Raw genomic sequence first — 21,459 nt, 5'->3', positions numbered from 1 at the left:
GGTTTAGGCGGAAAGCAGGAAAAGCTGTCAGAAGTAAGCCGAAGTTCGGACAGGTTTAGGTGAAAGTAAGGAAAAGCTGTCAGAAGTAAGGCCAAGTTCGGACAGGTTTAGGCGGAAAGCAGGAAAAGCTGTCAGAAGTAAGCCGAAGTTCGGACAGGTTTAGGTGAAAGTAAGGAAAAGCTGTCAGAAGTAAGGCCAAGTTCGGACAGAATTAAATGCTAAAATGACTATTGGAGCTGAACAATGAATACACAAACTCTTTTTAAAATGCAAAAAGCGCTGGATGGCCACATTGAATCCCAGCATAATTTAGAGCAAGAAGATCTTTTTGACAGGAAGGTTCTCGCGCTGCTTGTTGAGATTGGCGAACTGGCTAACGAGACAAGATGCTTCAAGTTCTGGAGTGTGAAGCCTGCCTCCGAAATAGATATCATCCTTGAGGAATTTGTGGATGGCGTTCATTTTATATTGTCCTTGGGGATCGAGTGTGGTTTTGAGGACCTCACGGAAATCCCTCAAAGCAAATCAGATGAGCTGGACGCTACCAATCAGTTCCTTGCTATTTACGAGCATGTACAGAAATTCAGGACGAGCCGCAACAAAGAAGATTACATGCAATTATTCCAAAGCTATCTGAAACTCGCTGAGCTGCTTGGTTTGACAGAGAATCAAATTGAACAGGCATATATTCAAAAAAATGAAGTAAATTATGATAGGCAGCGAAAAGGGTATTAGGCAGAATTTTTTGTACATTGCAGCACATCTCTAGTATAATAGGTTTCGAAAATACATATTAAGGGAGTCGAAATAATGGCGAAATTAGATGAAACATTAACCATGCTCAAAGATTTGACCGATGCCAAAGGCATTCCCGGCAATGAGCGTGAGCCAAGAGAAGTAATGAAGAAATACATAACTCCATTTGCTGATGAAGTAACGACTGATGGTCTGGGCAGCTTGATTGCCAAGAAGGTTGGAGATGCAAACGGCCCTAAAATCATGGTAGCTGGCCACCTTGATGAAGTAGGATTCATGGTGACAAGCATCGATGACAAAGGATTCATCCGCTTCCAGACAGTCGGCGGCTGGTGGAGCCAGGTCATGCTTGCACAACGTGTGACAATCGTTACCCGCAAAGGAGAAATCACAGGGGTCATCGGTTCTAAACCGCCTCACATCCTTCCGGCAGAAGCACGCAAAAAGCCGGTTGATATCAAGGATATGTTCATCGATATCGGTGCATCAAGCCGTGATGAAGCGAAGGAATGGGGAGTCACTCCTGGTGACATGGTCGTTCCTTACTTCGAATTCACAGTTATGAACAATGAAAAGATGCTTCTTGCTAAGGCTTGGGATAACCGAATCGGCTGTGCAATTGCCATCGATGTCCTGAAAGGCCTTAAGGATGCTGAGCATCCAAACGTGGTTTATGGAGTTGGAACAGTTCAGGAAGAAGTAGGCTTGCGCGGAGCGAAAACATCTGCCCAGTCAATCGAGCCTGATATCGGTTTTGGTGTCGATGTAGGAATTGCCGGCGACACTCCAGGTGTTACTGAAAAAGAAGCTCTAAGCAAAATGGGTGACGGTCCGCAAATCATCATTTATGATGCATCAATGGTGTCCCACAAAGGACTTCGTGATTTTGTAACGGATTTGGCTGACGAGCTGAACATTCCATATCAGTTCGACGCAGTTGCTGGCGGCGGTACAGACTCAGGTGCGATTCACCTGACACACCGCGGTGTACCTGCGCTGTCCATCACAATTGCGACACGCTATATCCACTCTCACGCAGCGATGCTTCACCGTGACGACTATGAGAACGCAGTTAAATTGATTGTCGAAGTCATCAAGCGTCTTGATAAAGAAACTGTTGAAAAACTTACTTTTGAATAAAAAATAAGATTTAGTTGTCCAGAAAATATTTTCTGGACAATTTTTTTGTGCCTATATACGAAAGTTGTCTTTTATCACTACATTTTGGACCGGTATCACTACGGAATTAACGATAGTCACTACACAAATGACCGTATTCTCTACGGAATTAATAATAATCTCTACAAAAACAGCCATAATCTCTACGGAATTAGCCATAATCTCTACGGAAATAACCTTTTTCTCTACTTTTTCCATAAGACTGAAAACAGGCTGTTTACTTTATAAAAAAAGAACCCCTCAAATATTAAGGAGTCCTTCAAAAAACTATTTCCCTTTCAAGCCTGATTGCAAAGCATCCAGCATTTCCTGTTTTTCCTGCTCGGAGGCGTTCTGCCAGATGACTTCGAACAGCACTCCCAGTCCTGGAAGCATTTTTTCCTCGCCGTTCTGGATGGCGTCGACGATTGTATCTTTCAGCTCGTCCTGTGAATTTCCTGCTACATTTGAAATGACAGCGTTTCTAAGGTTTAGGTTCATCCTTGCTCAAACTCCTTTCAAATTTCCATTGCTGGTTATAGCTTTAACAATTTTGGTTTTATTATGTATCCGTTTTGAGCTATAATAATAAAATTGAACAAGCCATATTAAAGGAGAGCCAGAGTTGAAGTACATTCAATCTGATAAAAATCCGCAAGTAAAGCAATGGAAGAAGCTAAAGACCAGGAAAGAGCGCGATAAGACAGGGATGTTCCTTGTGGAAGGCTTTCACCTGGTAGAGGAAGCGCTGACAAGGATAGACGATGTAGAGGAAATCATTTTAAGCGAAAAAACGGAACTGCCGCCGGGTCTTGATTATGGGTCTGTACCTGTTACAGTCGTGACGGATGACATTAGCAAACAACTTGCTGACACGGAGACGACTCAGGGCATTTTTGCTGTATGTAAGCAGCATGAGCAGACGCAAACAACTGGGAAGACCTATTTGCTGATTGATTCTGTCCAGGACCCAGGCAATCTGGGAACGATGATCCGTACGGCTGATGCAGCTGGGATTGATGCGGTCATTGTCGGCAAAGGGAGTGTCGATATGTATAACCCGAAGGTGCTTCGTTCCGCACAGGGAAGCCACTTCCATTTGCCGGTTTTAAGCGGGGATCTGCATGAGTGGATCAACAAGCTTAACGCAGAGAGTATCCCGGTATATGGGACGGCTCTTGAAAACGGAGTGGTTTATACTGAGGCTGGAAGTCCGGAGGCGTTTGCGCTGTTGGTAGGCAATGAAGGAAACGGTGTCCATAAAGACCTTCTCGAAAAAACAACGCAAAATCTCTATATCCCGATTTTCGGCCAGAGCGAGTCGCTGAATGTCGCAGTCGCCGCAGGTATCCTGCTATATTATCTAAAAACAGCAAATTAGGCTCGTTATTTCTTAAAACCATTTGATACTGCGGGAAGAATATACTATAATAAACAGCAAAATTAATATTTCAAAAACGATGACGGAGAAGAGTAGCTTGAAGCTGGCCATCAAGGGAGAAAATGCCGATGACTGGAAGCATTTTTATGGAGCAGGCAGGCGAAGTTCACCTCCAGAGTTGGCATCGGGACCGCTTTTCACAAAGCGTAAAGGTGTATCGGCACAAAGCCGTTATCTCAATGAAGCGAACATGTAATACATAACTGTATTGCCTGTTAAAAAGGGTGGTACCGCGAAACCTCAGACCTCGTCCCTTTATCAGGGATGGGGTCTTTTTGTGTTCAAAAAAGAAGAAATTGAAGGAGGATTTACCATGCAGGATCGTTTAAAAGAACTGCAGGCTGAGGCGCTTGAAAAAGTGGCCGCAGCAGCTGACCTTAAAGAATTGAATGATATTCGCGTTTCCTATCTTGGAAAAAAGGGTCCAATCACAGAAGTGCTAAAAGGAATGGGCAAATTATCGGCTGAAGAAAGGCCGAAAATGGGTGCACTTGCAAATGAAGTGCGCGATGCAATTTCCGGCCAGATTGAAGGAAAGCAAAAGGAACTCGAGGAAGCAGCCGTCCAAAAACAATTGGCAGCTGAAGAAATCGATGTCACGCTGCCAGGCAGACCTGTCAAGACTGGCAGCCATCATCCGCTGACAAGCATCATCGAGGAAATCGAAGATCTTTTCATCGGCATGGGCTATACAGTTGAAGAAGGACCTGAAGTCGAAAAAGACTACTACAACTTCGAAGCGCTGAATCTTCCGAAAGGACATCCGGCACGGGATATGCAGGATTCCTTCTACATCACCGAAGAAACATTGATGCGCACACACACATCTCCTGTCCAGGCAAGGACGATGGAAAAGCATCAGGGCAAGGGTCCTGTGAAAATCATCTGCCCGGGCAAGGTGTACCGTCGCGATAATGATGATGCAACACACTCTCACCAGTTCATGCAAATCGAGGGACTTGTCGTCGATGAGAACGTGAGAATGAGCGACCTTAAAGGGACACTAGAAGTTTTTGCTAAGAAAATGTTCGGCGAAGACCGCGAAATCCGTTTGCGTCCTAGCTTCTTCCCTTTCACTGAGCCATCTGTCGAAATGGATATCTCTTGTAAAATTTGCGGCGGATCAGGCTGCAGCGTATGTAAAGGAACTGGCTGGATCGAGATCCTTGGAGCTGGGATGGTCCATCCGAACGTACTGGAAATGGCAGGCTATGATTCAAAGAAATATACTGGTTTCGCATTTGGAATGGGACCTGAGCGTATCGCGATGCTCAAGTACGGTGTTGATGACATCCGTCATTTCTATACAAACGATGTCCGTTTCTTGAAGCAATTCTCAGTAGAAGAATAAGGATTAGGAGGGTAAAACCATGTTGGTATCATATAAATGGCTGCAGGAATATATCGATTTGGAAGGCGTATCTGCTGAAGAGCTCGCTGAAAAAATCACAAAAAGCGGCATTGAGGTAGAAGGCGTAGAAAAATTGAATGAAGGTTTGAAGGGTATCGTTGTCGGCCATGTATTGGAATGCGAAAAGCATCCGAATGCAGAAAAGCTGAACAAGACACTTGTTGACCTTGGCAATGGCGAAACCGTACAGATTATCTGTGGCGCGCCAAATGTCGGCAAAGGACAGAAGGTTGCGGTTGCAACTGTTGGCGCGGTTTTGCCAGGCAACTTCAAAATTAAAAAAGCAAAGCTTCGCGGAGAAGAATCCCATGGGATGATCTGCTCCCTTCAGGAGCTTGGCATTGAAGGCAAGCTGGCGCCGAAGGAGTATGCAGAGGGAATCTACAATTTCACTCCTGACACAGAAATCGGCCAGGACGCGCTGGAAGTCCTGAACAGGGATGACGAAATCCTTGAGCTCGGTTTGACGCCAAACCGTGCTGATGCAATGAGCATGCTTGGTGTTGCCTATGAAGTAGGTGCGATTCTCGGCAAAGATGTTAAGCTTCCGAACCCGCAGCCTGAAACTTCATCAGAGCAGGCTAGTGACTATATCAGCGTAACAGTGGATGCAAAGGGAGATAACCCGCTATACGTCGCGAAAGTGATCAAGAATGTAAAAGTCGGCCCGTCACCGGTGTGGCTGCAAACAAGATTGATGGCTGCTGGCATCCGCCCTCATAACAACGTTGTCGATATCACGAACTTCATCTTATTGGAGTACGGTCAGCCGCTTCATGCTTTCGATTATGATAAGCTCGGCTCAAAAGAAATCCTTGTCCGCCGCGCCAAAGACGGAGAAGTAATTGAAACGCTTGATGATGTGAAACGCACTTTGACTCCAGATCATCTGGTCATCACGAACGGTACAGACCCAGTGGCACTTGCTGGTGTTATGGGCGGAGCGAATTCCGAAGTAAGCAGTGACACTACAACTGTTATGTTGGAGTCCGCTTATTTCACAGGAGGAGCGATCCGCAAGGCTTCAAAAGACCATGGTTTGCGAAGCGAAGCAAGCTCACGCTATGAAAAAGGTGTGGATCCTGAGAGAGTCCGTCCTGCTGCGGAACGTGCTGCTGAATTAATGATCGAACTAGCAGGCGGTGAAGTCCTTGGCGGTGTGGTCGAAGCTGATGCTTTGGAGGTTAAGCCAGCAGTTGTTTCAACCACTCTTGGGAAAATCAATAAAGTATTGGGTACCGATCTTGAAATGACGCAGGTTGAGGACATTTTTGCCCGCCTGAAGTTTGAAACATCTGTGGATAATGAAACAATTACAGTAACGGTACCTACGCGCCGTGGGGACATTACGATTGAAGAGGATTTAGTTGAAGAGGTTGGCCGTCTATATGGCTATGACAACCTGCCGACAACCCTTCCTGAAGGGCAGTCAACACCGGGACACCTTTCTGAATACCAGAAAAAGCGCCGTGTTGTTCGCCGCTACCTGGAAGGTGCTGGTCTTTACCAGGCGGTGACATATTCCCTTACAAGCGCGGAGAAAGCAACACAATACGCACTGGATCAGCGCGAGCCTGTTGAACTGGCAATGCCGATGAGTGAAGACCGCAGCCTGCTGCGCTTAAGCATCGTGCCACAGCTGCTCGAAGTATTGAAGTACAATAATGCTCGTCAGATGGACAGTGTCGCTGTTTATGAAACAGGTGCAGTGTTCCTGAAGAACAGCAATGACGAACTGCCTGAAGAGCGCGAGCACTTGGCTGCTGCGATCACTGGCCTGTGGGAAACCCATCCATGGCAGGGCGAGAAGAAGCCTGTCGATTTCTTCGTGCTAAAAGGAATCGTTGAAGGCCTGTTTGCCAAGCTTGGCCTTGATAGCCAGCTTGGATTCCAGAAGGCTGATCTTGATGGAATGCATCCAGGGCGCACAGCTGAAGTTCTGCTGAACGGCAATGTGGTCGGCTTTATCGGCCAGGTTCACCCAACCATGCAGAAATCGCTTGACCTGAAAGAAACTTATGTATTCGAGTTATCACTAAAAGCATTACTTGAAGCAGAAACTGCACCATTACAGTACACTGCAATCCCGCGCTTCCCATCGATCACAAGGGATATCGCCCTTGTAGTTGAAAAGGGAACTGCAGCCGGTGACCTTGAGAAGATCATCACCGAAGCTGGCGGATCACTTTTAAAAGAAGTGAATGTTTTCGACCTTTATGAAGGTGAAAAAATGGAAGAAGGCAAGAAATCACTTGCGTTCTCCCTGAAATACTTTGATCCTGAAAAGACATTGACGGATGAAGACATTGCAAAAGCGCACAATAAAGTCCTTGCTGCACTTGAAGAAAAAGCTGGAGCAGTATTAAGAGGATAAATGGAAAAAGGCAGCCCGCGGGCTGCCTTTTTCATATTTAAACCCTTGCAATCTTCTTCGCTTTTTCAGTATTGGCAAAATGGAGTTTGACGAACTCAGGCAGCACATCCATCCCTTTTTCGACGATCAGCCTTGCCGCTGCCTTATCAACAGCAGCGCCGGCACCTTTCGGGATCGTGAAACCGGCTCTCTTGCTCAGGTTTTCGAAGTGGCGTACAAACGCATAGCGGGCAATCATCGATGCGGCTGCGACCCCGAGATGGATTCCTTCTGCTTTTGTACTGAACAGGACATTCTCGCGGATGATTTTCCTCTGACCTTTCAGATGCGCAAAATAAATAGGCTCTTTTGCGAATTCATCGATCAGGATCACTTCCGGTTTTTCCGGGGCGATTTTATCAAGAACATGGTTGATAGCCTGATTGTGCAGGAGGGCTTTCAGCTTTCCCTGAGACATGCCCTTCATTTGCATCTTGTTATATTTTTCATTATGTAAGGTCAACAGGCTGTGAGGCAAGAAGGTGACCAGCTGTCTCGCGATCTCGATGATCTTATCGTCCTTGAGGTTCTTGGAATCCTGGACTCCTAGTTCCTTCAGGACGGGGATATCCTGCCTCCTAACATAGGCGGCGACAACGGTGATTGGACCGAAATAGTCACCGGTACCGACCTCATCCGAACCGATGATCGCCATTTCTGCGATATTTTTCGGCAAATGGGCTCCCGGTGTTAGCGCAGCACTCTTTTTAGCAGCAGGTGCTGTTGCCATGCCCCACTTTGCTGCTTCACTTTCTCCGTCTTTTCCCTGGAATAGAACTTTACCGGATTTATATGCAGTGATTGCACAGGAAGGAGTTTTTGCGGCAAAAACACTGCCAGGCGGAAGCTTATCAATCAGGAACTTACTGTAATACTCTTTCATCTTTCTGATTTCTTCCGGACTTTTTTGAAGCACACTATTTCCCATGGCTCTTCACTCCTTGTTAAGGTTAGACATTTTCTTCCAAAAATCATTTCAATCTGACAGGCAACTACTTCCCAGCGATTTACGTTCATGTTATAGTATAGAATAGGATTCTTATGAATGGGGGCATAAATGTTGTCAGACACAAAAAAAAATCGGTCGACTGTCGATATATATGGACAGCAGTATACAATAGTCGGCATTGAAAGCACCAGCCATATCCGGCTCATTGCCTCGATGGTCGATGATAAAATGCGTGAAATCGGTTCAGCGAATCCTTCACTTGATACTAGTAAATTAGCTGTGTTGACGGCTGTGAATGCTGTTAATGATTACATAAAAATGAAAGATCGTGTTGAATCGCTTGAAGCGGAAATTAAAAGGTTAAAGGACTGAATAATTCATGCTTGATCTTGCTGTTTTGGCTATATTGGTCATAGGCTTCATTGTAGGACTGAAGAGGGGGTTCATCCTGCAAACCATTCATTTGGCCGGTTTTATCGCAGCCTTCGTTGTTGCGTACCTATATTACGACCAGCTTGCTCCCAAGCTGACTCTATGGATACCGTATCCAAACCTTAGCGGCAATTCTACATTGAATCTCTTATTTGAGAATGCCAATTTAGAAGATGCCTATTATCGTGCAATCGCGTTTGCGGCCATTTTTTTCGCGGTGAAAATCCTGCTCCAGATTATCGGATCGATGCTCGATTTTGTAGCACATCTGCCAGTCCTGAAGCAGCTGAATGTCTGGGCAGGAGGGTTCCTTGGTTTTATCGAAGTTTACCTGCTGCTGTTCATCGTTCTGTACATTGCGGCCCTGCTGCCGATCCAGGCCATCCAGGGACCATTGAACGATTCAATTCTAGCCGAAAATATCATAAAAAATACCCCGGTATTCTCTCAGCAAATTAAACAACTATGGATTGAATACATGGCTGCATAACTTCTCTTTTGCGGAGAAGTTTTTTTTATCCGGCGAAAAATTTTCATTTGATTTCACAGTAAGGCATGTTTTCTATAAAATAGAAGACAATGACCTAGTCCCGTTTTAAAAAAACGGTCTGGAAATCGAGAAGGCAGGTGGAGATCATGTCCATAAATAAAAAGGATATCGTGCAATTGCTTGAAACAATTGCTATATATATGGAACTAAAAGGAGAAAACCCATTTAAAGTATCCGCATTCCGGAAAGCTGCCGCTGCTCTGGAAGGCGATGAACGCAGCATGTCGGAAATAGGGGATCTCACAGAATTAAAAGGAATCGGCAAAGGCACAGCGGGGGTCATCCAGGAGTTCATGGAAACCGGCCAGTCGACCGAGCTGAAGGAATTGCAGGAAGAGGTACCGAGCGGACTTATCCCGCTGCTCCAGCTGCCAGGAATGGGCGGCAAAAAGATTGCCAAGCTGTATAAAGAACTGGGTGTGGAAAGTATCCATGACCTTGAGGAAGCAGCGAAGGCAGGGAAAATCCGGGATTTGGCCGGCTTTGGAAAAAAATCGGAGGAAAAGATCCTCGCTGCGATCGAGAACTTCGGAACAAGGCCTGAAAGACTTCCGCTCGCTTATATGCTGCCGGTCGCCGAATTAATTGAATCGTATCTTCAAAAGATAGAGAATATCGAACAATTTTCAAGAGCGGGCAGCTTGCGGAGGATGAGGGAGACAATCAAGGACCTGGATTTCATCATCGCGGCAAACGATCTCTCTGCCGTTAAGGATGAGTTGATCAAGCTTCCGAAAATCAAGGAAATCATCGCTGCGGGCGACACGAAGGTATCTGTCACCCTTGGGCTTGACTATGATGTGAATGTCGATTTCCGTCTTGTTGATCCCGAGGAATTCGCGACAGCCCTCCATCATTTTACCGGGTCGAAGGACCACAACGTGAGGATGCGGCAGCTGGCGAAGGAAAAAGGAGAAAAAATCAGCGAATATGGTGTGGAGAACGTAGAAACAGGTGAAGTCACCACATTCAAGTCAGAAGAAGAATTTTATCAATATTTTGGTCTGCCATTCATTCCGCCAGAATTGCGGGAGGATGGATCGGAAGTTGAGTTATACAGAAAAGATCAGGAACTCATAACGCTTGATGCCATCAAGGGGGATCTTCACATGCATTCAACCTGGAGCGATGGCGGCCATTCAATTGAGGAAATGGCGATGGAGTGTATCGCGAGAGGCTATAAATACATGGCTATCACCGACCATTCCCAGTATTTGAAGGTAGCGAACGGCTTGACGCCGGAACGAATTAGGAAGCAAATAGAAGAAGTGAAGGAACTGAATAAGAAATTCGATGACTTCACGATTTTGACGGGAATCGAGATGGATATTTTACCGGATGGCACACTGGATTTTGAGGATGAATTGCTTGCCGAGCTGGATATGGTCATCGCATCGATCCATTCATCCTTTTCACAGCCAACCGAAAAAATCATGAACAGGCTGAAGACGGCCCTGGAGAATGCACATGTTGATATCATCGCCCATCCAACTGGACGGCTTATTGGCCGCAGGGAAGGGTATTCTGTCGATATCGATCAGCTGATCAAGCTTGCGAAGGAAACTAATACAGCGCTGGAGCTGAACGCCAATCCAAACAGGCTTGATCTTGCAGCGGAATATTTAAGAAAAGCGCAGGATGAAGGCGTTAAAATCGTCATCAATACGGACGCGCATAAAGTGGACACGCTGGAACACATGGAGATCGGCGTAACGGCCGCCAGAAAGGGCTGGATCAAGGAATCATCTGTCCTGAATGCTTTGGAATTGGACGGTTTGCTCGATTTCCTGCACGGCCGGGATCAATAAGGGACTCTTAGTTCTATGTAGAAATGGCTAGCTTCAGCGCTTAGCCCCTCGAGTCGCTTCAGTCCGCCCAATGAAGTCAAAGAACGACTTCACTGGTCGGCCCTCCAGCGCTTGTCGGGGCTGACCAAAGCGCTTACGCTTTTCTAATAACCTTCGCCAAAAAAGAAGGAGGAAATTTTTGTGCAGCAACGAGTTTTGAAAACATTGGAATTTGATAAAATCAGGGCCCAGCTGATTGAACATACATCATCCTCATTAGGACGGGAAAAGGCAGTAGCCCTGTTGCCCTCGGTCGATTTTGCCGAGGTTTCCCGTTTGCAGGAGGAAACAGATGAGGCAGCAAAGGTTCTAAGGCTGAAAGGAAATGTGCCGTTAGGCGGAATCCACGATATCAGGCCACATGTGAAGAGAGCCCAGATTGGCGGGATGCTTAGCCCTCATGAACTGGTACAGGTGGCAAGCACGGTGCATGCCAGCAGACAGATGAAGCGTTTCGTCGAGGATCTGCAGGATGTGACGGAAGTGCCGATTTTGCTGAGCTACACCGAAGGCATCATTGTACTGGCGAACCTCGAGGAATCGATCAGGAATGCAATCGATGAAGGCGGCGAAGTTCTCGATAGCGCAAGTGAAGCACTGCGCTCGCTGCGCCAGCAAATGCGGTCAAGAGAAGCAAGGGTGCGGGAAAAACTGGAGAGCATGATTCGTTCATCCAATGCATCGAAAATGCTTTCTGATGCCATCATCACCATCAGGAATGATCGTTTCGTCATTCCGGTCAAGCAGGAATACCGTTCCCATTACGGCGGGATCATCCATGACCAGAGCTCTTCCGGCCAGACGCTGTTCATCGAACCGCAATCGGTTGTCCAGCTGAATAATGAGCTGCAGAACATCCGGGTAAAGGAACAGCAGGAAATCGAACGTATTTTGGCTGAACTGTCGGCACTGACCGCCGATCACCATGATGAGCTCCTGGAAATCGTAGCCATCATGGCCGAGCTTGATTTCATGTTCGCAAAGTCACGATATGGAAGCAAAATCAAGGGTTCGAAGCCAATCGTCAATGACGAAGGCCGCATCAATCTTTTCCAGGCAAGACATCCATTGATTTCAATGGATGAAGTTGTCCCGAACAGCATCACTCTGGGAAGTGACTACACAACGATCGTCATCACCGGGCCGAATACCGGGGGTAAAACCGTTACATTGAAGACTGTTGGACTTTGTACACTGATGGCCCAAGCCGGGCTGCAAATCCCTGCCCTGGATGGTTCAGAAGTCGCTGTATTCGGTTCAGTTTACGCGGATATCGGGGATGAACAATCTATCGAGCAAAGTTTGAGTACTTTTTCATCCCATATGGTCAATATCGTTGAAATCCTTAATAAGGTGGATAATAACAGCCTCGTTCTTTTTGATGAACTTGGTGCCGGGACTGACCCGCAGGAAGGTGCGGCGCTGGCAATTTCCATCCTTGATGAAGTATACAAGTGCGGAGCAAGAGTCATTGCGACGACCCATTATCCAGAGCTGAAGGCGTATGGGTACAATCGTGACGGTGTCATCAATGCGAGCGTCGAGTTCGATGTCGAAACACTGAGCCCGACCTATAAGCTTCTGATTGGTGTGCCGGGACGAAGCAATGCCTTCGAGATCTCCAAGAGACTCGGATTGAAGGATACTGTCATCGAAACAGCGAGATCCTATATTAGCGCCGACAGCAATGAGGTCGAAAACATGATCGCTTCCCTGGAATCCAGCCGCAAGCAAGCGGAAAGGGACAGGGATGAGGCCCACCAGCTGCTGAAGGATGCAGAAAACCTCCACAGCGACATGCAAAAGCAGATGGCTGAATATTATCAGAAAAAAGATGAACTTGCTGAAAAAGCAAAAGTCAAAGCAGCATCCATCGTGGAAAAGGCGAAGGATGAAGCAGAAGAAGTCATCCGTGAGCTCCGGAAGCTGAGGCTGGAAAAAGGCGCTGAAATCAAGGAGCATGAATTGATCGATGCCAAAAAACGCCTAAGTGATGCAACACCAGAGCTTAACCAGGTGAAGAATGCTGGCAAAGCGAAACCTGCCAAACATGAATTCAAGCCTGGGGATGAGGTCAATGTGCTCACATTCGGCCAAAAAGGGCATTTATTGGAACGCGTGAATGCAAAAGAATGGCAAGTCCAGATTGGCATTCTTAAAATGAAAGTGAAAGAGTCCGATATGGAATTTATCAATACGCCAAAGCCGGTGGAAACAAAACCGATTGCGACAGTGAAAGGGAAGGACTTCCACGTCGGCTTGGAGCTAGACCTAAGAGGGGAGCGCTATGAAGACGCGCTCATGAGGGTCGAGAAATATATCGATGATGCCTTGCTTGCCAGCTACCCGCGCGTAAACATCATTCACGGAAAAGGAACAGGAGCACTAAGGCAGGGAGTCCAGGAATATCTGCGCAACCACCGCTCCGTCAAGAAAATCCGCTTCGGAGACGCCGGAGAAGGCGGAACAGGTGTGACCGTAGTAGAATTCAAATAAAAAATACTAATCCACTCCAGAAACCATTATAATAGGCTTAGGGGTAAAATATATTCAGGGAGATTGGACATGGAGCATTTCTGGGAAAACGAATATGTTGTGACAGCAGGTTATTACAGTGTGGCGATTCTCTGCATGGTTGTATTCCTGGCTGTCTTTGAACTGGTCACAAAATACCGGAACTGGGATGAAATCAAAAAAGGAAATCTTTCAGTCGCGATGGCCACCGGCGGGAAAATCTTCGGTGTAGCCAATATATTCCGCCATTCGATCAATCAGCATGATTCACTTCTTACTATGGTCAGCTGGGGAGTTTTCGGATTCATACTGCTTTTGATCGGATACTTTATTTTTGAATTCCTGACTCCGAAGTTCAACATTGATAAAGAAATAGAAAATGACAACCGTGCAGTCGGACTGATTTCAATGATCATCTCTGCCGGCCTGTCCTATATCATTGGCGCAGGAATTTAACAGGGGGACCTGAAACAGATGGAAAAACTGGCAAAAATCTTGCTGATCCTATGCGGAGTATTCCTGCTGGTCGGCGTGATCTATATGATGTTCTTTGTGTAAAATAGCAAATAAAACCACAAAACCGTCTTCCATGGCGGTTTTTTTCTATGGGCTAAAATATTCCTGCTAGAATATATTTAGGAGTTTGTCCCTATTATCCTACAAAAAACTATTCTAATTGTCATAAAAAGACCATTATATTATAATGGGAGATAGAATTTTCAAAAAATTTTAAATAAGGAGGCGTAAAGATGGAAAGAGAAAAGCCGTGGCTGTCACAATATCCTCCGGAAATCCCTGCCCATCTGGATCTTCAGGAAGCAACCGTCCAGGACTACTTGAAACGGACTTCCGAGAAATATCCAGAGAAAGTGGCAATCCACTTCATGGGCAAGGAGCTCACGTATAAACAAGTCTACAATTATGCGAAAAAGCTGGCTGCCTATCTGCAGGACCTGGGAATTGAAAAAGGAGACAGGGTGGCCATCATGCTCCCTAACACTCCCCAGTCAATCATCAGTTACTATGCAATCCTCATGGCCGGGGGAATCGTTGTCCAAACCAATCCGCTGTATATGGAACGGGAACTGGAGTACCAGATGAAGGATTCTGGTGCAAAGGCAATTATAACTCTGGATATTTTATTCCCGAGAGTCTCGAAGGTCATTGCCAACACGGATTTAGAGAACGTAATTGTAACCGCTATCAAGGATTATCTTCCATTCCCAAAGAACCTTGTCTATCCATACATCCAGAAAAAACAGTATGGTCTGATCGTCAACGTGAAGCATGAAGGCCAGAATCATCTTTTTACTGAGATCATGAAAAATCCTGCAGGCATAATAAAAGAATACGATCTTGATTTTGAGGAAGACTTGGCTTTATTGCAATACACTGGGGGGACGACAGGTTTTCCGAAAGGTGTCATGCTGACTCATAAAAACCTGATCGCCAATGCGGCAATGAGCAATGCCTGGTTGTATAAATGCAAGGAAGGGCAAGAAACGGTCCTGGGAATCCTGCCATTCTTCCATGTCTATGGAATGACCGCCGTCTTGATCCTGTCAGTCATGCAGGGATCGAAAATGGTCTTATTGCCGAAATTCGATCCGGAAACAACTTTAAAAACAATCCAGAAGCAGAGGCCTACATTGTTTCCAGGAGCTCCAACGATTTATATCGGCCTGCTGAACCACCCTGACCTGAAAAAATACGATTTGTCTTCCATTGACTCATGCATTAGCGGATCCGCTCCACTGCCTGTTGAGGTCCAGGAGAGGTTCGAAGAGATAACAGGAGGCAAGCTTGTTGAAGGGTACGGCCTTACTGAGTCGTCGCCAGTCACACATGCGAACTTCCTTTGGGACAAAAAACGTGTAAAGGGAAGCATTGGTGTACCTTGGCCAGATACTGATTCTGCTGTCTTTTCAATGGAAACCGGTGAACCGCTGCCACCTGGAGAAATTGGTGAAATAGCAGTAAAGGGCCCGCAGGTGATGAAGGGCTACTGGAATAGGCCGGAAGAAACGGAACAGGTCCTTAAGGATGGCTGGCTGCTGACTGGCGACCTTGGCTATATGGATGAGGAAGGATATTTTTATATTGTCGACCGGAAGAAGGACATGATCATTGCCGGAGGCTTCAATATATATCCGCGTGAAATTGAGGAGGTCCTCTATGAACATCCTGCGGTCCAGGAAGTTGTCGCTGCGGGCATACCAGATCCGTACAGAGGGGAAACAGTGAAAGTCTATATCGTCCTCAAGGAAGGCGCAAAGGTGACAGAGGAAGAACTCAATGAGTACTCACGCAAGCATCTGGCGGCCTATAAGGTACCGAGGCTTTATGAATTCAGAAAAGAATTGCCGAAAACAGCAGTCGGTAAAATTCTAAGAAGAGCACTTGTGGATGAAGAAAAAGCAAAAAATGCAGCAGATCAGCAGAAGCGAGCTTAACTTTCAAAGCCGGCTTACTCGGCTCTTTCTTTTTGGCAAAGAAAGCTTGTCCAAATGAAACACATTTCCTTGACAGAAATGTGAGTGAATACTATTATAAAAATATGAATGACGATTCATTCAGTGAAAAGTAGTGCAGACAAAATCGTAAACGGGAGTGTGCCACTGTAGCATTTAATGCTTGTGCTTTTCCTGGAGCGGGAGTGGAAAAAATGAAAAAAAACAGGCCGAAATATATGCAAATAATTGATGCAGCAGTCGTCGTTATCGCAGAAAACGGCTATCACCAGGCGCAAGTGTCTAAAATAGCGAAGCAGGCTGGAGTGGCTGACGGGACCATTTATTTGTACTTCAAGAATAAAGAAGACATACTTATTTCTCTGTTCCAGGAGAAGATGGGTTACTTTGTAGAAAATATCGAAGAGAAAATTGCAGGAAAAACGACAGCAACAGAGAAATTATACATGTTGGTCGAAACGCATTTCAAAATGCTTTCCCAGGACCGGCATCTTGCAATTGTGACCCAGCTGGAGCTAAGGCAGTCGAATAAGGACCTCCGCCATAAAATCAACGAGGTGCTGAAAGGCTACTTAATGCTGATCGACAAAATCATTGTGGAAGGCATAGAGAATGGAGAGTTTTCGGGCTCCCTGGATTTGCGTCTTGCTAGGCAGATGATTTTTGGAACGGTGGATGAAACTGTGACTTCATGGGTAATGAATGAACAGAAGTACAATCTGCCTGACCTGGCTGAAGCGGTACACCAGCTGCTGATCAACGGCTGCGGTTACCACGGTGCCAAACCGGTCCTTTAATCAAGTCCTTTCCACCTTCCTGTTCAGCAGGTATGTGGAAACGGTCCGTAAAAGGCATGCTTCGCATATAAAGCATCATTCCTGTGCGAAGCCTGTCTTCATGTAAAAGGAGGGGAAAATGTGGAGTATCTCAAATGGTCTACGGAGGACAGGATCGCAACGATCACGATTGCCCGTCCGCCGGCGAATGCCCTTGCATCAGGATTGCTGAAGGAATTATCGGCAGTGCTTGATGAAATCGAGGGAAATGAAGAAGTCAGGGTAGTCCTGGTTCATGGAGAAGGGAGATTCTTCTCTGCGGGTGCGGATATCAAGGAATTCACTACCATCAAAACCGGTGAAGACTTTGCAAAGCTGGCGGAGTATGGACAAGATCTTTTTGAACGCATGGAATATTTTCCAAAGCCGATTATCGCAGCTATCCATGGTGCGGCACTGGGTGGAGGACTGGAGCTTGCCATGGCTTGTCATTTCAGGCTTGTGGCAGAAAATGCGAAATTAGGATTGCCTGAGTTGCAGCTCGGATTGGTTCCAGGCTTTGCAGGCAGCCAGCGTCTTCCAAGATATGTTGGTGTTGCGAGAGCAGCGGAAATGCTGTTCACAAGTGATCCGATCACAGGAGTGGAAGCAGTCCAATATGGTCTCGCCAACCACGCTTACCCTGAAGAGGAATTGCTTGAAAACGCATACAACCTGGCTGGCAAGATTGCGAAGAAGAGTCCTGTGTCCATTGGGGCAGCTATCAAACTCTTGAACTATACTAAGCATGAAGCCTTCTATAAAGGAGTCAAGGATGAAGCGAAACTCTTCGGCGACGTCTTCCTGTCAGAGGATGGCCAGGAAGGAATCAGTGCATTCCTTGAAAAAAGGCAGCCGGAGTTCAAAGGCAGATAAGCAAACTTTTAGCATCAATATTTTTTTGTTATAAATTTTTCTAATCTTTAGAACAGCTAAAATGTTTGAATACTTAGGAGGGGAACAAATGAATATCTACGTTCTAATGAAGAGGACATTCGATACAGAAGAAAAAATCACGCTATCAAACGGCAAAATTAATGAAGATGGCGCGGAATTCATCATAAATCCATATGATGAGTACGCAATCGAGGAAGCAATCCAGGTCAGGGATGCTCACGGCGGAGAAGTAACAGTCCTTTCTGTCGGCAATGAGGAAACCGAGAAGCAGCTTCGTACAGCATTGGCTATGGGAGCTGATAAAGCAGTATTGATCAATATCGAGGACGATGTAGAAGGCGGAGACCAGTTCACGACAGCAAAAATCCTTGCTGAATATCTGAAGGATAAAGAAGCTGACCTGATCCTTGGCGGAAATGTCGCCATCGATGGCGGTTCCGGACAGGTAGGGCCACGAGTTGCTGAACAACTTGGAATGCCTTATGTAACGACCATTACGAAACTGGAAATCAGCGGAACTACTGCTACGATCACCAGAGATGTAGAAGGGGATTCCGAAGTCATTGAGACAAGCCTCCCAGTTCTTGTAACTGCGCAGCAGGGCTTGAACGAACCGCGCTATCCATCTCTTCCGGGGATCATGAAAGCGAAGAAGAAGCCTCTTGAAGAGCTAGAGCTTGATGATCTTGATCTGGATGAAGATGATGTGGAAGCTAAGACGAAAACAATCGAAATTTATCTTCCTCCGAAAAAAGAGGCAGGAAAAGTCCTTCAAGGCGAGCTAGCCGACCAGGTTAAGGAACTTGTCAGCCTGCTTCACACAGAAGCAAAAGTCGTTTAAGACATAACGGAAGAATAAATACGCAGGAGGTAAATCAAATGGCGAGAAAAGTATTAGTATTGGGAGAAGCACGTGACGGACAACTAAGAAATGTTTCCTTCGAAGCAATCGCAGCTGCAAAAACAGTTGCTGAAGGCGGAGAAGTTGTTGGAGTATTGCTTGGCGAGTCTGTAAGTTCATTAGGCAATGACCTGTATCAATATGGTGCCGATAAAGTTGTCGCAGTAGAAGATGGCAAACTGGCACAGTATACACCAGACGGCTTTTCACAGGCATTGATGGCTGTCATCGAGCAGGAAAATCCAGAGGGAATCATTTTCGGGCATACATCCCTTGGAAAAGACCTTGCACCGAAAATCGCAAGCAAATTGGGCTCAGGCCTCATTTCAGATGCGGTAGCGGTAGAGGAAGCGGGCGGCAATCTTGTATTCACTCGTCCAATCTACTCAGGCAAGGCTTTTGAAAAGAAGATTGTCACTGATGGACTAGTGTTTGCGACAATCCGTCCAAACAATATTGCACCTTTGGAAAAGGATGCAGGCAAATCAGGCGAAGTATCAACGGTTTCAGCAGAAATCAAGGATCTCAGAACAATCATCAAGGATGTTGTCCGCAAAGCAACTGAAGGCGTAGACCTGTCAGAAGCAAAGGTTGTTGTAGCTGGTGGCCGCGGCGTCAAGAGCGAAGAGGGCTTTGAGCCACTTAAGGAACTTGCAGACGTCCTTGGCGGAGCGGTTGGCGCTTCCCGCGGTGCTTGTGACGCTGACTATTGTGACTATTCACTGCAGATTGGCCAGACAGGAAAGGTTGTAACACCTGACTTATATATCGCTGCCGGTATCTCAGGAGCAATCCAGCATCTTGCTGGTATGTCAAACTCCAAAGTCATTGTCGCAATCAACAAAGACCCTGAAGCAAATATCTTCAAAGTCGCAGACTACGGAATCGTTGGTGACTTATTCGAAGTCGTTCCAATGCTTACTGAAGAATTCAAAAAACTTAAAGTAAATGCTTAAAATAACACATGAAAACGGACGTCAAACAACGTCCGTTTTTCATTTTCCGCAGGAATATTAGCATGCAAAAAGGGTAAATTACAACAAGAGCATATAAATAGCATCAATTGGTAAACGATGATATACTGACGGTATTATTCAGATTTATTTAGGAGGCATTCAAATGGCAATTACACATGCAACTGACGCAACTTTTGCTAACGAAACAGGATCAGGCCTAGTGCTTGTTGATTTTTGGGCACCATGGTGCGGCCCTTGTAAGATGATCGCTCCTGTGCTTGAAGAATTAGATTCAGAAATGGGCGACAAAGTGAAAATCGTGAAGCTTGATGTTGATGACAACCAGGAAACTGCTGCACAATACGGCATCATGAGCATCCCGACTTTACTTGTCCTTAAAGATGGACAGCCGGTTGATAAAGTAGTCGGTTTCCAGCCAAAAGAAGCACTTGCAGGACGTCTGCAACAGCATATCTAATCTTAAACAGAAGTCCCGCCTTCCCTCGGAAGGCGGGGCTTTTTTTATGGCTGAACCTCCATTTAAATAGGACATATTAATTTGGATTGTCAATACTTTGTCAAAGTTTTCTCATAAAGTTCATTGACAGTGAAAATCATTCTCGATTATAATAACAACTGTGATTGAAAATCATTATCATTTAAAAAAATAAAATTATCATATGGGGGCATACAATCATGAAAAAACGAGACCTTAAAATTATTTTTGCTAGTTTCATAATGGCAAGTGCTGTATTGGCTGGATGTGGATCTGACAACGAATCGGCTTCAAAGCCTGACGAGAAAAAGCAAGAGGAAACTGTGAATAAGGATGCAGCATCAGATAAAGAAGAAGCAGATTTGGAATATGGCGATGTATACAAGGAAGCGGTCGCTGAGCTAGAAAAAGCCAAAGAAGGCAAGGAAGTAGACTTTGACAAGGTAACGAAACTTTACACCGAAAACCTTCAAAGCCTCGTTCAAAATAGAGATCAGGAATTTGAAGATAAAGTTGACCAGCACATCACGACAGCGCTTCAGGCTGGAAAAGACGGTTCAATGGATAAGGTAGTTGTTAAACAAATTTTCGATAAGCTAATGCAAAAAGTATTTTATACGACAATGAAACATGAATTCATCGAAGTTGCGGAAAACTGGGACAATAAAGAGGCAGTGAAAGAAGAAATTGAAGAGGCAAAAGAATTCTATGCAATTATCGAAGGTACTGTCCAAAAGCGCGATGATGCCTATGGAACGAACATGAAGGATGCAATCGCAGGCGGCTTCGAGGAAATGGAAAAAGCTGTAGAGGCAGATGACCAATTAGCATTCAAACTTGGACAACAAGTTGTCGATAAAACGTTAATGAAGACATTCTATCTTGCGACTGCTGCGGTTCCAAATGGTTATGCAACTAAAGCTGCAAATGAGGCAAAAGAAGATGCCGAAGCGGCTAAAGTTGAACAGGCAGAAGGATGGGCCTTCTACCAGTCAATTGCTAGCTACCTTGTAAAGAACGCGCCGGAAGAAGCAGAAAAGATCGAAAAACAATTCAATTTGGAAACAGATGTGAAGACGATTGATCCAAAGGCTGTAAATAACGCGGCTGTCAGAGGTTTTGCGAAGATCGCCTTGCATGAATTGGAAGAAAGTGAAGAGAACTGGGGCCAGGATAAAGGTGTCATCACAGCACTTGAAGGTGCATTGTTCACAGACATGATTGGCGAAGACATTAAGCGCCTGATCGGTGAAGAAGAATATGCCGCTCTATCAGAGAACGCCCAAAAATATTATGAAGCTGCCAAAGCTCAGGATAAAGAAAATGGAGATGCTTTGAGAAAAGAAGTGGAAACAGCTCTCCAGTCTGTAATCGATTCAGCAAAATAATGATTGACGGAAGAACCTTGTACTCTGACAAGGTTTTTCCTTTTTTACTCTCCTTCTGATTTTC

20 protein-coding genes are annotated in these 21,459 nt (G+C 45.6%); 18 read left to right on the top strand and 2 right to left on the bottom strand.

What is annotated here, in order from left to right:
- The first annotated feature begins 243 nt into the window (after positions 1-243).
- Positions 244-735: a dUTP diphosphatase gene (locus ACNAZ4_RS13950; protein ID WP_415815144.1), complete on the top strand. Its 492-nt coding sequence runs from the start codon at positions 244-246 to the stop codon at positions 733-735.
- A 75-nt stretch (positions 736-810) separates the two neighbouring features.
- The gene (locus tag ACNAZ4_RS13945) at positions 811-1,896 is read left to right on the top strand and encodes a M42 family metallopeptidase (protein ID WP_415815143.1); all 1,086 of its coding nucleotides are present in this window, start codon (positions 811-813) and stop codon (positions 1,894-1,896) included.
- A gap of 306 nt (positions 1,897-2,202) precedes the next feature.
- Here ACNAZ4_RS13945 and sspI read toward each other — a convergent pair whose 3' ends face one another.
- The gene (sspI, locus tag ACNAZ4_RS13940; RefSeq protein ID WP_415815142.1) at positions 2,203-2,415 is read right to left on the bottom strand and encodes a small acid-soluble spore protein SspI; all 213 of its coding nucleotides are present in this window, start codon (positions 2,413-2,415) and stop codon (positions 2,203-2,205) included.
- A 124-nt stretch (positions 2,416-2,539) separates the two neighbouring features.
- Between sspI and ACNAZ4_RS13935 the strand changes: the two genes are divergently transcribed.
- The 4 genes from ACNAZ4_RS13935 to pheT all read left to right on the top strand — a co-directional run bounded on the left by ACNAZ4_RS13935 (position 2,540) and on the right by pheT (position 7,140).
- Positions 2,540-3,295 carry a TrmH family RNA methyltransferase gene (locus tag ACNAZ4_RS13935; RefSeq protein ID WP_415815141.1) on the top strand — a complete coding sequence of 252 codons (756 nt, stop codon included), beginning with the start codon at positions 2,540-2,542 and terminating at the stop codon, positions 3,293-3,295.
- 97 nt (positions 3,296-3,392) lie between these two features.
- Complete coding sequence (locus ACNAZ4_RS13930) at positions 3,393-3,551, top strand: hypothetical protein (RefSeq protein WP_415815140.1); 159 nt, start codon at positions 3,393-3,395, stop codon at positions 3,549-3,551.
- Between the two features lie 117 nt (positions 3,552-3,668).
- On the top strand, positions 3,669-4,706 hold the full coding sequence (gene pheS, locus ACNAZ4_RS13925) for a phenylalanine--tRNA ligase subunit alpha (RefSeq protein WP_415815139.1): 1,038 nt from the start codon (positions 3,669-3,671) through the stop codon (positions 4,704-4,706).
- A gap of 19 nt (positions 4,707-4,725) precedes the next feature.
- Positions 4,726-7,140, top strand: coding sequence for a phenylalanine--tRNA ligase subunit beta (pheT, locus tag ACNAZ4_RS13920; RefSeq protein ID WP_415815138.1), 2,415 nt, complete (start codon positions 4,726-4,728; stop codon positions 7,138-7,140).
- A gap of 37 nt (positions 7,141-7,177) precedes the next feature.
- Here the strand turns inward: pheT and rnhC are convergent, their stop codons facing one another.
- Complete coding sequence (gene rnhC / locus ACNAZ4_RS13915; RefSeq protein ID WP_415815137.1) at positions 7,178-8,107, bottom strand: ribonuclease HIII; 930 nt, start codon at positions 8,105-8,107, stop codon at positions 7,178-7,180.
- 132 nt (positions 8,108-8,239) lie between these two features.
- Between rnhC and zapA the strand changes: the two genes are divergently transcribed.
- The 12 genes from zapA to ACNAZ4_RS13855 all read left to right on the top strand — a co-directional run bounded on the left by zapA (position 8,240) and on the right by ACNAZ4_RS13855 (position 21,395).
- Complete coding sequence (gene zapA, locus ACNAZ4_RS13910; protein WP_144477805.1) at positions 8,240-8,500, top strand: cell division protein ZapA; 261 nt, start codon at positions 8,240-8,242, stop codon at positions 8,498-8,500.
- A gap of 7 nt (positions 8,501-8,507) precedes the next feature.
- Positions 8,508-9,050, top strand: a complete 543-nt coding sequence (locus ACNAZ4_RS13905) for a CvpA family protein (RefSeq protein ID WP_415815136.1) — start codon at positions 8,508-8,510, stop codon at positions 9,048-9,050.
- Positions 9,051-9,196: 146 nt separating this feature from the next.
- Positions 9,197-10,918 (top strand): DNA polymerase/3'-5' exonuclease PolX, encoded by a 1,722-nt coding sequence (gene polX, locus ACNAZ4_RS13900; protein ID WP_415815135.1) that lies wholly within the window; start codon positions 9,197-9,199, stop codon positions 10,916-10,918.
- Between the two features lie 180 nt (positions 10,919-11,098).
- Entirely contained in the window at positions 11,099-13,453 is a 2,355-nt protein-coding gene (locus ACNAZ4_RS13895; RefSeq protein ID WP_415815134.1) for an endonuclease MutS2, read from the top strand.
- Between the two features lie 69 nt (positions 13,454-13,522).
- Complete coding sequence (locus tag ACNAZ4_RS13890) at positions 13,523-13,927, top strand: DUF350 domain-containing protein (RefSeq protein WP_415815133.1); 405 nt, start codon at positions 13,523-13,525, stop codon at positions 13,925-13,927.
- A gap of 293 nt (positions 13,928-14,220) precedes the next feature.
- The gene (locus ACNAZ4_RS13885) at positions 14,221-15,924 is read left to right on the top strand and encodes a long-chain-fatty-acid--CoA ligase (protein ID WP_415815132.1); all 1,704 of its coding nucleotides are present in this window, start codon (positions 14,221-14,223) and stop codon (positions 15,922-15,924) included.
- A 212-nt stretch (positions 15,925-16,136) separates the two neighbouring features.
- On the top strand, positions 16,137-16,739 hold the full coding sequence (locus tag ACNAZ4_RS13880; RefSeq protein ID WP_415815131.1) for a TetR/AcrR family transcriptional regulator: 603 nt from the start codon (positions 16,137-16,139) through the stop codon (positions 16,737-16,739).
- 120 nt (positions 16,740-16,859) lie between these two features.
- Positions 16,860-17,633 carry an enoyl-CoA hydratase gene (locus tag ACNAZ4_RS13875; protein ID WP_415815130.1) on the top strand — a complete coding sequence of 258 codons (774 nt, stop codon included), beginning with the start codon at positions 16,860-16,862 and terminating at the stop codon, positions 17,631-17,633.
- Between the two features lie 88 nt (positions 17,634-17,721).
- Positions 17,722-18,495 carry an electron transfer flavoprotein subunit beta/FixA family protein gene (locus tag ACNAZ4_RS13870; RefSeq protein ID WP_415815129.1) on the top strand — a complete coding sequence of 258 codons (774 nt, stop codon included), beginning with the start codon at positions 17,722-17,724 and terminating at the stop codon, positions 18,493-18,495.
- A gap of 38 nt (positions 18,496-18,533) precedes the next feature.
- Entirely contained in the window at positions 18,534-19,511 is a 978-nt protein-coding gene (locus ACNAZ4_RS13865; protein WP_415815128.1) for an electron transfer flavoprotein subunit alpha/FixB family protein, read from the top strand.
- A 163-nt stretch (positions 19,512-19,674) separates the two neighbouring features.
- The gene (trxA, locus tag ACNAZ4_RS13860) at positions 19,675-19,989 is read left to right on the top strand and encodes a thioredoxin (protein WP_415815127.1); all 315 of its coding nucleotides are present in this window, start codon (positions 19,675-19,677) and stop codon (positions 19,987-19,989) included.
- Between the two features lie 218 nt (positions 19,990-20,207).
- The gene (locus ACNAZ4_RS13855) at positions 20,208-21,395 is read left to right on the top strand and encodes a hypothetical protein (protein ID WP_415815126.1); all 1,188 of its coding nucleotides are present in this window, start codon (positions 20,208-20,210) and stop codon (positions 21,393-21,395) included.
- Positions 21,396-21,459 lie beyond the last annotated feature (64 nt).

Source organism: Mesobacillus thioparans, assembly GCF_965138835.1.
Taxonomy (GTDB): Bacteria; Bacillota; Bacilli; order Bacillales; family Cytobacillaceae; genus Mesobacillus; species Mesobacillus thioparans.
The sequence above is the reverse complement of the archived record's forward strand: the minus strand, read 5'-3'. Positions and strand labels throughout refer to the sequence as shown.